Raw genomic sequence first — 13,986 nt, 5'->3', positions numbered from 1 at the left:
AGTTCCCGTTGGTGGTCCTCGAGAAAGCCCGCGTGACCGTCCGAAGCAGACCGGCCGCGCCCCGCCGTAGCCGGTCGCTGCTGCCCTACGGCCTGCTGCTGCCCGCGACCGCGCTGCTCGGGCTCGTCCTGGGCTATCCCCTGGTCCGGCTCGTGGTCATCTCGCTGCAGGACTACGGCCTGCGGTCGCTGTTCACCGGCACCACCACCTTCGCCGGCTGGGACAACTACGCCGAAGTGCTCGGGGACGACCAGCTGCTCCCGGTCCTCACGCGCAGCGTCGGGTTCTGCGCGGCGCTCGTCACCGGCACGCTCGTGATCGGCTTCTTCGTCGCACTCCTGTTGCAGCGGCTGGGAAAGGGCATGCGCACGGCCGTCACGATGTGCCTGATCGCGGCTTGGGCGCTGCCGAACGTGGCGTCCACCCTGGTCTGGCAGTGGCTCTTCCAGCCCGGCTACGGCGTGGTGAACTGGCTGCTCACCCAGACCGGTCTCGGCGACTTCACCCAGCGCGACTGGACGACCACCCCGGCATCGGCGTTCACACTCGTCTGGCTGCTCGTCGTGTGGCAGTCGGTCCCGTTCGTCGCCCTCACGCTGTATGCGGGCCTGGCCCAGATCCCGCGCTCCTACTACGAAGCGGCCGCGCTCGACGGCGCCCGGCCGTGGCGCGTCCACCGCACGATCACGTTCCCTTTCCTGCGCCCGATCTTCGGCCTGGTCACGATCCTCTCGGTGATCTGGGACTTCACCGTGTTCAACCAGATCTGGATCCTCACCCAGGGCGGCCCGAACGACGGCACCACGACACTGGGCATCTGGACCTTCACCCGCGCCTTCAGCCGCAACGACTTCGGCCAGGGCGCGGCGATCGCCGTCGTCTCGGTCCTGCTGCTGGTCGCGATGACCGCGATGTACGTGCGGCGGCTCGTCCGCTCCGGGGAGGACCTGTGATCCGCCGTGCCGGTCGCAACACCGTGGCCGCTCTCTTCTGTCTCGTGTGGATCTTCCCGGTCTACTGGATGGTGCTCACCGCGTTCAAGCCCGCGGGCGCCATCCTCAGCCTCACCCCGGACTTCCTGCCCTTCGACATCACCCTGGCCAACTTCGCCGACGCCCTCGCCAAGCCGGGTTTCGTGCAGGACCTCGTCAACAGCGTCGTGGTCGTCGTCGCGGTGGTCGCGCTGTCCATCGTGGTCGCCTTCCTGGCCGCGACGGCGTTGACGCGCTTCCGGTTCTTCGGGCGCCGCAGCTTCCTCATCGGTGTGCTGGTGCTGCAGATGGTGCCGGTGCCCGCCCTGGTGATCCCGCTGTTCCTCGGCCTCAAGAGCGCCCACCTGCTCGACACGCTCTTCGGGCTGATCCTCACGTATGTGGCCCTCGTGCTGCCATTCACGATCTGGACGTTGCGCGGGTTCCTGCACGGCATCCCGGTCGAACTGGAGGAGGCGGCGATGGTCGACGGCGCGACGCGGGCCCGGGTGATGCGGTCGGTGCTGCTGCCGCTCGTGCTGCCCGGGCTGATCGCGACGAGCGTGTTCGCGTTCATCACCGCGTGGAACGACTTCCTGTTCGCCTACGTGATCATGAAGGACAGCTCGGGCTACACGCTGCCGGTCTGGCTGGTGTCGTTCAGCACCAGCACCGGGACCGACTACGGCGGCCTCATCGCCGCGTCGACGCTGTTCGCGCTGCCCGTCGTCGTCTTCTTCGCGCTCGTGCAGCGCCACCTGGTCGAGGGCATGACCGCGGGCGCGGTGAAGGGCTGATGATCATCCCCCGCCCCGTGCGGCTCGTCCGCCGCCCCGGCTCCTTCCTGCCCGCCGGTGGCCTGCGGGTGCTCGCGAGCGACGGCGCCGAGGACGCGGGCCGCCTGCTGGCCGGCTACCTGCGCCGGCCGACCCTCCCCAGTGGACCTTCGATCCGCGTGAACCTGGTGCCGGACAACGGGTTCGGCCCGGAGGAGTACGAGCTCGACGTCACGCCGGTGGGCGCGCTGCTCACCGCGGCCACCGAAGCGGGGCTGCGCAACGGCGTGCAGACCATCCGGCAGCTGGTGCCGCTGCACGGGCCGCCGCGGCTGCCCTGCGTGCACGTCCGCGACGCGCCCCGGCTGCCCTGGCGCGGGGTGCTGCTCGACGTCGCCCGGCACTACCTGCCGACGGAGTTCCTGCGTGAGTTCGTCGACCTGCTGGCGTTGCACAAGTACAACGTCCTGCACCTGCACCTCACCGACGACCAGGGCTGGCGGATCGAGATCGACGGCAGGCCGCGGCTGACCGAGATCGGCGCGTGGCGCAGCGAGTCGATGGTCGGCGCGGCCGGCAGCGGGGTCTTCGACGGTGTCCCGCACGGCGGTTTCTACACCCGGCGCGAGCTGCGCGACCTCGTCGCCTTCGCCGCCGACCGGGGGGTGGAGGTCGTGCCGGAGATCGACCTGCCCGGGCACGTGCGCGCCGCGCTGGCCGCCTACCCCGAGCTGGGCAACCGGCCCGACGTGCGGCTGCCGGTGTGGACGGAGTGGGGCATCAGCCCGGACATCCTCGGCGTCCACGACGGCGCGCTCGCCTTCTGCCGCGAGGTGTTCACGCAGGTCGCGGACGTCTTCCCGGCCCGGCACCTGCACATCGGCGGGGACGAGTGCCCCACGACGCAATGGGAGACGGACCCGGCGGCGCTCGAGCGGGCGGCGCGGCTCGGGCTGAGCGACACCGCCGAGCTGCACCCGTGGTTCCTCGGTGAGCTGCACCGCGTGCTCGCGGACCTGGGGCGTCAGGCGGTGTGCTGGGACGAGACCGGGCACGCGGCGGGCCGGCTCCCGCCGGAGCTGGTCGTCACCGCCTGGCGCGACGCCGCGCACGGCGCGCTCGCCGTGGCCCGCGGCCACCAGGTCGTCATGGCGCCGCACACGTCGACGTACTTCGACTACCGGCAGAGCGAGGACCCCGGTGAGCCCCCGCGCGAGCCCGTGACGACCCTCGAAGACGTCTACCGCTTCGACCCCCTCGAAGGCGGGCTGCCGGTCAGCGACGGGACCGGGCCCGGGGTCCTGGGCACGCAGGCGCAGCTGTGGACCGAGCACGCGCCGACCCCCGACCACGTGCGTCACCTGGCGTTCCCGCGGCTGTGCGCGCTGGCGGAACGGGCGTGGTCGCCACCCGAACACGGTTATGCTGAGTTCCACCAGCGCCTCACCGCCCACCTCGAGCGGCTGCGTGCCCTGGACGCCCTGCCGAAGGAGCGGGTCCGGTTCGCCGGCGCGCTATGACTATCCGGGAAGACGGTGCCTTGACCGCTGAGCCATCCGGCGCTTCGCCCACCGTGAAGCGCGACCGCGTCCGGCGGCACCTGCTCAAGGTGATCGAGAACGCCGGCCCCGGCACCGGGCTGGCGTCGGAACGGGACCTGGCCGCCGAGCTGGGCGTCTCGCGCCCGACCGTGCGCGCGGCCATCGACGAGCTGACCCGCACCGGGCTGCTGGTGCGCCAGCGCGGCCGCGGCACGTTCACCAGCCCGCAGAAGGTCACCCAGGAGCTGGCGACGGTGCTGGCCGTCCCGCCCGCGGAAGGACACTGGACCAGCCGGGTCGTCGCGTTCGGCACCACGCCGGCGTCGCGATCCTTGGCCGCGGACCTGGAGCGGGAGCCGGGGACGCCGGTGCTGCGCGTCACCCGGGTCCGGCACGTCGACGACGAGCCGATCGCGATCGAGCAGCTCGCGCTGCCCGCGTCGCTGGTGCCCGGGCTGTCGCCGGTGGAGCTGGAGACGGGCAACTTCTACCGGCTGCTGCGGGAGCGGTTCGGGATCGCCGTGCAGGACGCCGTGCAGACCATCGAGCCCGCCGTCACCAACCCGGAACAGGCGGAGCTGCTCGAAATCGCCGTGTACGCCCCGATCCTGCACATCGAACGGCTGACGCGCGACACGACGGGCCGCGTGGTCGAGCTGACCCGTTCGGTCTACCGCGGCGACCGCTACCGCATCACGTCCAAACTTCGCTTCGACGCCGAATCGGGCTGAAACGCTCCACGCGATCATATCCGGAAAATAATTCTTCATCCGGTCGCGGATCCGGGAGTTCTTAGCCTCCACTCATTACCCGAACGAGTGAACCGGGGCCGACATCCGGGTGACCATCCCCCGGAACCGGCCCGAAACGGCGGATCTCCGCCATTTCGGCGTGATAACAAACTGCGCTGTTGGCTTCGCCTTTCTGGCGCCCGAGTGAGAGCACTTCAACCGCCCGGCAACCGCGGCCTAGGCTTTTCCCTCGGCCGGGAAAACGTTTCCCGGAACTCCACCGCGAAGGAATCGAGGACCATTCATGCGAAGACGCATGCTGGGGGCGGTCCTGCCCCTGGTGCTCGTGACGGCCACCGCCGCCCCGCTGCCCGCCACCGCCGACCCCGCGCCCGCCGCGGTCTCGGCGCTGACGAAGTCCGTGCAGGGCACCGGATCCCCGGCCGCCCACGGCGCCACCCCGAACTGGGTCGTCGGCTACGAGGACCACGCCACCGGGACCGGCGCGGCCGCCATCACCGACGCGGTCGGCGCGGGTCAGGCCTTCCAGCCCGGTTCCCTGCACGCGCCGCCGGGCTGGACGCCGTCGTGGTCCACCGACGGCAGCACCTTCGCCGGAACCGAACCCGCTACCGGCGTCACCGCCGTTCGGGCGACGAACCCGGACGCCGGCCCCGACGCGACGTCGTTGTCCGCCGCGCTCACCCCGCCCGTGCAGGCGGTGACGACCGCGACCGGCGGCGACGGCTTCTCGCCGATCCTCTACCGCACCCCGGGCGGCGTCCTGCAGGCCTGGAACATCTACCACCACCTCGGCGCGACGTCGCCGAAGGTCGTCTGCACCAATCTCGCCACCGGGCAGCGCTGCCCCGGCGGCACCTGGCCGAAGGTGCTCAACACCGCGCCGGGCCCGCTCGGCACGCTGGGCGCCGGCGACATCGCCAGCACCATGGTCGAGCAGTACGTGCACGACCCCGCCACGCCCGCGAAGGTCTACTACCCGGCCGTCACGGCCGCGTCGGTCGGCGTCGGCTGCCTCGACATGGCGGCCGCGGCCAACTGCGGGTACTGGGCGCTGGCCCCCACCGGCGGGTCACCGCCGGTGAACAGCATCGGCGGGTTCGTGCAGAGCGGCCCCAACCTCTACGGCATCGTCAGCAGCGGCGCGGTCGTCTGCTGGACCATCGCCTCCCAGAGCGCCTGCGGCGGCCAGCCGTACGCGCCGATCGTGCCGGCCGCCAACCAACCGTACGTCTACGGCGCGCCGGCCCTGGTGGCGGGCAAGGTGTTCGCGTCGACGTCGAGCCCGGGCACCGCGCAGCAGCCGTCGCTGGGCTGCTTCGACCCGTCGACGGCCACGGCGTGCGCCAACTGGGCGTCGTCGAGGCCGACGGGACCGGCCGGGAACTACGACTACAACGCCTACACGGCCTTCAACACGGCCGGCGACGCGGTCGGCGCGTGCGCGTCGACGACCGGCGGCACGAACGTCACGACCTGCTACGCGCTCGACGGGTCGACGCTGGCGGCGCCGGCCGGCCCGGCTTCGCTGACGGGTGGGGTCTACGTCTTCCCGCCGGAGGTCGTCACCGACCCGAACGGCCACGTCCGCAGCTACCTGCCCATCTGGAACGGCGGCTACGCGGGCGCGACGCTGTGCCACGACTGGACGACCGCGTCGGCGTGCGCGGGCCTGCCGGCCGTGATCACGCACGGCGTGGCCACGCGGGACTACGGGTACACGTTCGACCCGCCGTCGGGCTGCCTCATCGGCCTCGGCGACGCGGGCGTGCTGTTCTCGATGGACCCGGCGACGGGAGCGACGCCGTGTGTCCGGTCGGGCGGCCAGGTGACGCTGCGCCCGGGCGACTTCTACTGCGACGGCGGTTCACACGTCCAGGGCTACACGGCGGCGCGGCTGACCGGCGTCGACCCGGCGAACGTCGACTTCGCGGCGTCCCGGGTCACGGTGGTGGACCAGGCGAACGCGGTGGTGCCGACCCCGGGCTTCGCCCCGGACGGCTCGGTCGACCTGACCGGCGTGTCGGTGGCGGCGCACCCGTCGATCACCGTGACGACAACACTGGTGCTGCACAACGGAACCGGCTTCAGCGGCCGCCTGGTGGTCGACTACGCGGGTGACGCGCCGCAGCTGTGCTTCCGCACGACGATCGCGGCGGACTGCGCGGTGACGTCGGTGGCGAACACGGCGACCGGCACGGATTCGACGGGTTCGTTCACGTCGAACACGGTGACCCTGCCGGTGGCGCCGGGCTCCTCGTGCACGCCGAACGTCAAGGTGGAGAAGGAGATCTGCACGTCTGCGTCGGCGTCGAAGTGCGGACCGGGTGGCACCGGGCCGTGGGCGAAGCAGGCGGGGGTGGGTCTGCTGGGCCTGCTGAACGCGACGGCGTACTGGCGGATCACGGTGACGAACCTCGGGCCGGTCGGGATCACGTCGGCCCAGGTCGTCGACAGCGTGGAGCCGTCCTGCCAGACGGGTCCGTTCACGCTGGCGGCGGCGCAGTCGAAGCAGGTGTACTGCTCGACGTACGCGTTGCTGAGCCTGTTCCCGATCACCAACCAGGCGAAGGTGAGTTACGTGCCGGTGAACGTTCCCCCGGGGACTCCGCCGTCGCACACGGGATGGTCGTCGGCGAAGGCGTGTTCGCTGCTGTGCATCCTGTAGGGGGTTGAGGTGGCGGCCCGCGGGAAGTTCCCCCGCGGGCCGTTCACCGACGCGATCCGCGACCAGCTCACACCGTGACGGGTTCTTCCGCCGAACCCACCGGATCCGCCGCGGTCTCCGGGGACACCGCCGGCGCCATCAGCACCGCGCACAGCGGGACCGCCATCGCGATCGCCGCCACGACGAACACCGGGAACAGGAACGAGAACACCTCCACGCCCGCCGGGTCCGGGGCGCTCATGTCCATGGTCATGCGGACCGCCGCCATGCCCGTGTAGTGCATGCCCGTGACCGCCGCGGCCATGACGAAACCGGCCAGCAGCCGCAGGGACAGGCGGTCGAGGAACACCGCGAACCACAGGGCCGCCGTCGCCGCCACGACCGCGATCACCACCGACAGCGCCACCAGGAAACCGTCGTAGCCGAAGTCGCCCTTCACGCGCAGGGCGGACATTCCCGTGTAGTGCATGACATTCACGGCCAGTCCCGTGATCACGCCACCGAGGGCCAGCCGCCACCAGCCGAACTTCGCGCGGCCGCCCACCACCAGCAGGCCGGCGAACACCGCCGCCACCGACAGCAACGCCGAGAGCACCGTGCGGAAGACGTCGTAGCGCACCGGCATGCCCGGGGTGCTGAAGCCGAGCATCGCCACGAAGTGCATCAGCCAGATGCCGACCCCGCCGATCGAGATCGCCGCCAGCACCAGCCAGCGGATGCGGTGCCGCTCGTTCGCCGCGTGGCGCGCCTGCACCGCGCACGCGAGGCCGAGCGCGCAGCCGACCACCGACGTCAGGTAGGCGAGCACGAGCAGCCAGTGCCCGAGCGCGAAGTGCTCCATGGTGAGTCCTTTCAGAGGTCGCGCAGGCCGTGCAGCACGCGCTCCATCAGGTCGTGGCGGTCACCCCAGCTGGACGTGTCCGACAGCGTGTCGCGGACGATCACCAGCCGTTCCTCCATCAGGTCCGAGACGAGCACGCGGACCACGCCGAGCGGCAGCCCCAGCAGCGCGGCGATCTCCATCAGCGACCGCGGCCGGACGCACAGCTCGGTGACCTGCGCGAACGCGCTCGACGACTGGTAGGCGAGCTCCGCGCGGCCGGCCGCCGTGGTCTCGACGAGCGCTTCGACCGCGATCTCCACCGACGGCGCCGTCCGGCCTTCGGTCCAGGCGTAGGGGCGGGCCAGCGCCGGGCTGCGGCGCGGCTCCCCTTCGTCCGGGCCGGGCGGCGCGTACCCGGTCACCGCCGGTCCTGGGCCACCGGCATCTCGCGCGCGGGCACGTCGACCTTCTGCCCCACCCGCTCGACCAGCATGGTCATCTCGTAGCCGACCAGCCCGATGTCGCAGCCGGTCGAGGCGAGGACGACCAGGTTCGAGCCGTCGCCCACGCTCATCAGCAACAGGAAGCCCTGCTCCATCTCGATCACCGACTGCACCACCCGGCCGGCGGTGAACAGCTCCGCGGTGCCCAGCGACAGGCTCGACAGCCCGGCCGCGATGGCCGCCAGCTGGTCGGCGCGCTCGCGGGGCAGGGTGTCGTCGGCCGCCACGAGCAGCCCGTCGGCCGACACCAGCACCGCGTGCGCGACCCCCGAGACGTCCTGGACGAACCCGTTGACCAGCCAGTTCAGCGTCGCCGTCCGCTCGGGCGGCGGCGGTGAGGGGAAGGCCAGCGTTCCGCTGTGGCTCCGCGCCGACGCCTCGCGTCGCGGATGCACGTCGGGAAGTTCCGTCATCGGGGTTCCACTCCGTCCTCTCCGGATTCTTCGGCGCGGGCCGAGGTCTGCTGCCGGGCCGCGCGCATGCCCTGGTAGTGCCGGGACAAGCTGTTGCGGACGGCGGTGGCGTCGCGGAACGCCCCGCTCGCCTGCGCCCGCGCGCGGGGCAGGGCCGCCCCGGGCGCGAGCTGGGCGCCGGGCCGCCGGGTGGGCAGGCCGGCGTCGGTCAGTTGCTGGACCGCGGGCTTGAGAGCGTTTTCCGCGGCCTGGCGCGCCTGCTCGGCGGGGCCGCCCCAGTCCGAGACGCGCGCGGCGGGCAGTTCGGCGTTCGCCGCGTGTTTCGCCGCACCGGGTTCCGCGGAGGCGGACCGGTTCGGCGGCGCCACGGGCCGCTGGATCGAGGTCGGCCAGTCGGCGCCCGGGATCCCGCCGGGCTCGGCCACACCGGAAAGCTCGGACGATCCGGCGGCGACCGGGAGTACGCCGGAGTCGCCGGGGTTCGGCTGGGCGGTCGGGGAAACTGCGGCCGGGTCGGCCAGATCTCCCGCGACGCCGGGCTCGGCCGACGAGGACCGGTCGGCGCCCGATGCGGCGGCAGAGTCGGCGGCGGCTTGGCGTCGAGCCGCGACGGCTCGATCCGCACCGGAGTCTCCCGGCGGGCGACCAGCAGAAGCAGCTCGATCCGCGCCCGCGGCCGCCCGGTCCGCGCCCGCGTCTCGCGCTCCATGCCCGTTCTTCGACGATCCTTCCGCCGAACCATCCGGCTCGCCCTCGAAGTCCGCCGCGGCGTGCCCGTTCGCGGGCGGCCACTCCACCGGGCTGCGCCGCAGCACCGGCTTCGCGCCCGGCTCGGTGAACCAGCTCGTCACGACCTGCTCGAAGATCGGCGTCGACGCCTGGGCCGGCACCACCGGGGGCCGCGCGTGTCCGTTGCGGTGCGCGGACTCCAGCGCGAGCCGGCTGCCGCCGATCGGGCGGGCCAGGTCGGCGATCACCAGCGCACCCGGCACGTGGACGCTCGCCGTGACCCCCTGGTGCCGCGTGCCCGGGCCGGTCGCGCGCAGGCGCACCGTCACGCCGTGCAGCGCGGCGAGCCGGCCGACCACGAACAGGCCCATCCGGCGGGTCGTCTCCGGGCCGACCGTCGCCGCCGCGGCGAGGCGGGTGTTGACCGACTCGAGCTCGGCGGCCGTCATGCCGAGGCCCTGGTCGACGACCTCGATCAGCAGGCCGCCGTCGGCGCCGCGGTCGGCGGTGAGCGCCACCTTGTGCTCCGGCGGGGAGAACCGCGTCGCGTTCTCCAGCAGCTCGGCGAGGATGTGGACGACGTCGGCGGCCGCTTCCGGCTGCACCGAGCTGCGCGGCGCGTTGCCGAGCGCGACGCGCCGGTAGTCCTTGACCTCCGAGGTCGCCGCCCGCAGCAGGTCGCGCGTGGGCACCGGCTCGCGGCCGCGCCGGACCGGGCGGCCGCCGGCCAGCACGTGCAGGTTCTCGCCGTTGCGGCGCAGCCGGGTGGCGATGTGGTCGACCCGGAACAGCTCGTCGAGCCGGTGCGGGTCCTGCTCCCCCGCCTCGAGGTCCTCGATGATCGTCAGCTGCTGCTCGACCAGCGACTGGCTCCGCCGCGACAGCGTCATGAACATCTCGCTGACCTGCTTGCGGAGGTCGGCCTGCTCGACGGCGAGCCGGACGGCCTGGCGGTGCATGTCGTCGAAGGCGTGGGCCAGCTGCCCGATCTCCTCCTCGGTCCGGATGCCGACCGCGGGCACCGCGCGCCAGTCGACCTCGGTGCCGTCCCGGACCTGGCGGACGGTCTCCGGCAGCTGTTCGTGCGCCGCGCGCAGGGCCGCCGCGCGCAGCCGGCGCACCGGCGTGACGAGCGACCGCACCACCAGCAGCGCGATGGCGAGCGCACCGAGCAGGGCGCCGAGGACCAGGGCCGTGTCCCGCAGGGAGTCCGCGCGGGCGTCGTCCGCCGCCAGGGAGACGTTCGAAGACAGCTTCGCCGTGACGTCGTTCAGCACGGCCGTGACGCCGGTGGCCTCGGCGGTGATCGAGGGCAGGGACGACGCGAGCGTGCCGTTCCCCGGGTTCTGGGCGGCGTCGAGCCGGCCGTCGGCGGAGCTCGTCGCCGCGGTGAACCGGGCCAGCAGGTCGCCCGTCAGCTGGTGCTCGGCCTGTTCGCGGAGCACCTCCTGCTCGGCCTCGGTCTGCACGACGGCCGGGCGCAGCGAAGCGTCGTCCGGGCTGGCCTGCGCCGCCCGCGCGTAGGTTTCTTCGGTGGCGAGCTCGCCTCGCAGGTGCACCAGCAGCCGGGCGGTTTCCGTGCCGACGGCGGTCTCGCTCCCGACGTCGGCCGGGATGAGCGCGGGCACGAGGTCGCCGAGGGTGGCGATGACGTCGTTGTAGCCAGCGGCCTTGGTGCGGACGTCGGCGACGCCGGCCCCGGCCGCCCGGATCCCGGCGAGCTTGCCCAGCACCGTGTTCAGCGTCCGGCCGGCGTCACCCGGCAGCGGCGCGAAACTCGTGTCGCGCTGGATCGCGGCCACCTTCGCGTCCACGGTGGCGGTGAGCGTGGCCGGCGCGCCGGCCGGCACGGCGACCGCGGCGACCATCTCCTGGCCCAGCGAACCGGTCAGGTCGATCGTGTCGCGCAGCACCGGCAACCGGTCACGGGCGGCGGTGAGCTCGGTGGCGCGGTCGAGCTCACCTTGGATCCGGACCTCCGCGAGCGCCACGGCGACCAGCACGGGCAACAGCAGGACGACGCTGATCTTGGTGCGGACGTTCCAGTTGGCCGGCCACCACGCGGCGTCCGCCGCGCGGCGGACCGTGGACCTGCTTTCGTGCATGGCGGAACCGCTCGATTCCCAGCCGCGCGGCTGACTTCGAACTCGGACAGGACGAGGAGACCCCAAGCCGACCAAGGACGTCCGAGCGAACCGGGCACCGGCTCCCGAACCGGTGGAATCGCCTCTCTCCCGAGCCGGGGAAGACGTGGCGTTGATCGAGCCGACCAGCAGAGAACATCACGCCCGGCGCCCTTGTCAACCCTGAGCATCGGCGTTTCGAAGGGCCGGTATTGAATTCTTTCCCCGGCTCACGCATTGTGTTCCGACGGTCGCTGCTTGCACATCGTACAAGAGTGTTTTCCCAGCTCCAGGGCCTACTGGGCAGTAAACGACGAGGGTCGGCAGAATTACCCACAGAAGCTGCCGCGACCGGACAGGAGAAGCTTCAGTGGCGAAGTCCGCCATTGTTCGAATGGTGTGTTATTAATTCCCGCGCCGCCCGGGTGAGCCCGCCGGCGCGCCGGACGGCAGAATCGACCGCTGTGACGAACGGGACGGATGGGGTGGAGACCGACACGGCCGGGCACGGCAAGCGGGTCGGGTGGGTCGAGCTGTACTTCGACCTCGTGTTCGTGTTCGCGGTGGGTCAGGTGGCGCACGGCATCGTCGCCGAGCCGCACCCGGCGCGGGTCGGCGCGGCGCTGGGCCTGTTCGCGACGTTGTGGTGGACGTGGATCGGCTTCGCCGTGCTCTACAACCGCCGCGGTGACGACAGGAGCGCCGTCGACCGGCTGTTCGTGCTCGCCGGCACCATCCCGTGCGCGATCGCCGCGACCCAGGCCCACCACGTCTTCGACGGGCACCCGGCGGTCTTCGCGGCGGCCATGGCCGGGGTGCGGCTGATCCTGGCGGCCGCGCACCGGTGGCCGGCCCGCCCCGGGCTCGACCAGCGCCGGATCAGCTGGGGTTACACGTTTTCGGCCGTCCTGTTCGGCGTCTCGACGCTCCTCCCGCAGCCGTGGGTCTACGTCCTGTGGGGGTTCACCCTGCTGCAGGAGGCGGGGTTCCTGCTGCTGGGCGGCCGACCCGAACGCCGGCGCGGCGAACCCCGCGAGCGGCCGACGCGGGCGGCGCGGATGCGGGAGATGTTCGCCCCGCCGCGCGACCCGGGCTTCGCGGTCGACTCGGCCCACCTCGCCGAGCGCTTCGGGCTCTTCATGATCCTGCTGCTCGGCGAGCTGGTGATCACCGTCGGCACGGCGGCGCTCGAGCGCCCGGCCGACGACACCGGCTACTGGCTCGCCATGGCGGGCGGGCTGGTCCTGGCCGGCGCGCTGTGGTGGGTGTACTTCACCTCGGCCGCGGAGTTCAACGAACGCATGCTCGACGTCTCCGGCGGCAACCCCGCGCTCGCGTACTCGCTCTACGCGACCGGCCACCTGGCGCCCGCCTTCGCGCTCGTGCTCGTCGCGGCCGGGGTGAACCTGTCGCTGCACGAGTCCCCGCCGCACGCCGCGTCGTGGTTCACCACCATCGGGCTGACGATCTACCTGGGCGGCACCGGGGTCTTCACGGCGGGCCCCCGGCGCTGGTACCTGGGCGTGGCGCGGATCGTGGCGCTCGCGGCGACGGTGTGCCTCGCTCTCCTGGACCGGGTGCTGCCGGCGCCCGCGGTGGTCGCGGTGATCGCCGTCTGGGGGGTCGGCGCCGCCGCCGCGTCGTCGGCGATCCGGCACCGGGCGCTCGACCGTTTCGGCGAGAACCCGCTGGAGTTCCTGCAGCGCCTTGCCGAAGGGCGCCACTGACGCCCCGGCGCCGTCAGGGCAGGCCGGTGAGGTCGGCCGGCAGGGCCATGTGGTGGGTGAAGTACTCGGCCCGCGCCTGGATGAGGTCGTCGAGCCGGCCGAAGACGGCCGCGATGGGGCGAGCGCGAGGACGACTTCGGCCGCCGGGGCCACGATGCCCGCCGTCGCCCTGCGCCTCGCCGAGCTCTTCACCCCGGCGGCGCGGGAGATGGTCGAGGTGCAGTACCAGCTACGCGGCCCGTTTGGCATCGAGCCGACGCCGACCGACGACGCGCTCCGCGAGACGATCGACGGCCTGCGTGAACCGGTGACCTGCTGACCGGGGTCAGCTCTGGCTGGGGATCTCCGTCGCGCGCTCCCAGCCGGACGGCAGCCGGCTGAGCTTGAGCGCGTGGTCGAGCCCGCTGGCCGCGAGAGCGCGTCGGACGATGCGGTTGTCCCCGAGGACGATCCGCAGCGTGGCGTTCTCCCGGACGGTCCGGGCCTGGATGTCCCCGAGGACGGCGAGCCCGTCGCCGTCGAGGAAGTCGACCGCGGAGAGGTCGAGCACCAGAACCGGGAACCGGCGGTGCGCCCACGTGCTCAGCGCCGAGCGGAGCTGGTGAGCGCTGTCTTCGTCGAGGGCGCCGCGGATCCGGATCATCACCGCGCCGAAGTACGGGCGGATCACTTCGATGTCGAACGCACTGCGCGGCACGCGCGGCGACGGCGTTACGGGGATCGCCGTCGCGGGGGGCTGGACGACTAACATCAATACACGCCTTCATTCTCTGATGACGTGACGAGCGGGCCGCATCGGCCCACTCGAACGCTGGCAAGTCGGAGGGGGAGCGGCTTTCGGAGCCCAGCCGCCACTTCGCAGCCTAGCCTTTGATCCAAACGGCGCAACCCCGCCAACGGCCGAACCCGGCACGCCCGCACGCGGCCCGCCCGGCCCTGCGCCAAACCACCCGGCCGGGT

Annotated in this window: 12 protein-coding genes; 7 read left to right on the top strand and 5 right to left on the bottom strand. The window is 72.5% G+C overall.

Annotation, left to right across the window (positions count from 1 at the left end; all coding sequences use genetic code 11):
• The first annotated feature begins 11 nt into the window (after nucleotides 1-11).
• The 5 genes from ACZ61C_RS47405 (at nucleotide 12) to ACZ61C_RS47385 (ending at nucleotide 6,708) form a co-directional block, all read left to right on the top strand.
• A complete protein-coding gene (locus tag ACZ61C_RS47405; RefSeq protein WP_465314596.1) occupies nucleotides 12-953 on the top strand; it encodes a carbohydrate ABC transporter permease in 942 nt (313 codons plus the stop codon).
• A complete protein-coding gene (locus tag ACZ61C_RS47400) occupies nucleotides 950-1,768 on the top strand; it encodes a carbohydrate ABC transporter permease (RefSeq protein WP_465314581.1) in 819 nt (272 codons plus the stop codon). The genes ACZ61C_RS47405 and ACZ61C_RS47400 overlap by 4 nt, the downstream gene beginning before the upstream one ends.
• Nucleotides 1,768-3,267, top strand: a complete 1,500-nt coding sequence (locus ACZ61C_RS47395) for a beta-N-acetylhexosaminidase (RefSeq protein ID WP_465314580.1) — start codon at nucleotides 1,768-1,770, stop codon at nucleotides 3,265-3,267. Before ACZ61C_RS47400 ends, ACZ61C_RS47395 begins: the two co-directional genes overlap by 1 nt.
• A 20-nt stretch (nucleotides 3,268-3,287) precedes the next feature.
• Nucleotides 3,288-4,019, top strand: a complete 732-nt coding sequence (locus ACZ61C_RS47390) for a GntR family transcriptional regulator (RefSeq protein ID WP_465314579.1) — start codon at nucleotides 3,288-3,290, stop codon at nucleotides 4,017-4,019.
• Nucleotides 4,020-4,323: 304 nt separating this feature from the next.
• Nucleotides 4,324-6,708, top strand: a complete 2,385-nt coding sequence (locus ACZ61C_RS47385; protein WP_465314578.1) for a DUF7617 domain-containing protein — start codon at nucleotides 4,324-4,326, stop codon at nucleotides 6,706-6,708.
• A gap of 67 nt (nucleotides 6,709-6,775) precedes the next feature.
• Here ACZ61C_RS47385 and ACZ61C_RS47380 read toward each other — a convergent pair whose 3' ends face one another.
• The 4 genes from ACZ61C_RS47380 to ACZ61C_RS47365 are packed head-to-tail and all read right to left on the bottom strand — an operon-like array spanning nucleotide 6,776 to nucleotide 11,281.
• Nucleotides 6,776-7,549: an MHYT domain-containing protein gene (locus tag ACZ61C_RS47380; protein ID WP_465314577.1), complete on the bottom strand. Its 774-nt coding sequence runs from the start codon at nucleotides 7,547-7,549 to the stop codon at nucleotides 6,776-6,778.
• Nucleotides 7,550-7,560: 11 nt separating this feature from the next.
• Nucleotides 7,561-7,953, bottom strand: a complete 393-nt coding sequence (locus tag ACZ61C_RS47375; protein ID WP_465314576.1) for a DUF742 domain-containing protein — start codon at nucleotides 7,951-7,953, stop codon at nucleotides 7,561-7,563.
• Nucleotides 7,950-8,447, bottom strand: coding sequence for a roadblock/LC7 domain-containing protein (locus tag ACZ61C_RS47370; RefSeq protein WP_465314575.1), 498 nt, complete (start codon nucleotides 8,445-8,447; stop codon nucleotides 7,950-7,952). The genes ACZ61C_RS47375 and ACZ61C_RS47370 overlap by 4 nt, the downstream gene beginning before the upstream one ends.
• A complete protein-coding gene (locus ACZ61C_RS47365) occupies nucleotides 8,444-11,281 on the bottom strand; it encodes a sensor histidine kinase (protein WP_465314574.1) in 2,838 nt (945 codons plus the stop codon). Before ACZ61C_RS47365 ends, ACZ61C_RS47370 begins: the two co-directional genes overlap by 4 nt.
• 482 nt (nucleotides 11,282-11,763) lie before the next feature.
• Between ACZ61C_RS47365 and ACZ61C_RS47360 the strand changes: the two genes are divergently transcribed.
• Both ACZ61C_RS47360 and ACZ61C_RS47355 read left to right on the top strand, forming a co-directional pair.
• On the top strand, nucleotides 11,764-13,026 hold the full coding sequence (locus ACZ61C_RS47360; protein WP_465314573.1) for a low temperature requirement protein A: 1,263 nt from the start codon (nucleotides 11,764-11,766) through the stop codon (nucleotides 13,024-13,026).
• A gap of 52 nt (nucleotides 13,027-13,078) precedes the next feature.
• The gene (locus ACZ61C_RS47355; RefSeq protein WP_465314572.1) at nucleotides 13,079-13,345 is read left to right on the top strand and encodes a hypothetical protein; all 267 of its coding nucleotides are present in this window, start codon (nucleotides 13,079-13,081) and stop codon (nucleotides 13,343-13,345) included.
• Between the two features lie 6 nt (nucleotides 13,346-13,351).
• Here ACZ61C_RS47355 and ACZ61C_RS47350 read toward each other — a convergent pair whose 3' ends face one another.
• Nucleotides 13,352-13,777 carry an STAS domain-containing protein gene (locus tag ACZ61C_RS47350; RefSeq protein WP_465314571.1) on the bottom strand — a complete coding sequence of 142 codons (426 nt, stop codon included), beginning with the start codon at nucleotides 13,775-13,777 and terminating at the stop codon, nucleotides 13,352-13,354.
• Between the last annotated feature and the right edge of the window lie 209 nt (nucleotides 13,778-13,986).

This window comes from Amycolatopsis sp. NPDC104587 (assembly GCF_055583645.1).
Note: the sequence above shows the minus strand (reverse complement) of the source record. Positions and strands in the feature narration are given on the sequence as shown.

Coding starts and splice junctions, on each gene's coding strand:
- ACZ61C_RS47380 (WP_465314577.1), bottom strand. CDS start 7,549: ATGGAGCACTTCGCGCTCGGGCACTGGCTGCTCGTGCTCGCCTACCTG.
- ACZ61C_RS47385 (WP_465314578.1), top strand. CDS start 4,324: ATGCGAAGACGCATGCTGGGGGCGGTCCTGCCCCTGGTGCTCGTGACG.
- ACZ61C_RS47365 (WP_465314574.1), bottom strand. CDS start 11,281: ATGCACGAAAGCAGGTCCACGGTCCGCCGCGCGGCGGACGCCGCGTGG.
- ACZ61C_RS47350 (WP_465314571.1), bottom strand. CDS start 13,777: ATGTTAGTCGTCCAGCCCCCCGCGACGGCGATCCCCGTAACGCCGTCG.
- ACZ61C_RS47370 (WP_465314575.1), bottom strand. CDS start 8,447: ATGACGGAACTTCCCGACGTGCATCCGCGACGCGAGGCGTCGGCGCGG.
- ACZ61C_RS47395 (WP_465314580.1), top strand. CDS start 1,768: ATGATCATCCCCCGCCCCGTGCGGCTCGTCCGCCGCCCCGGCTCCTTC.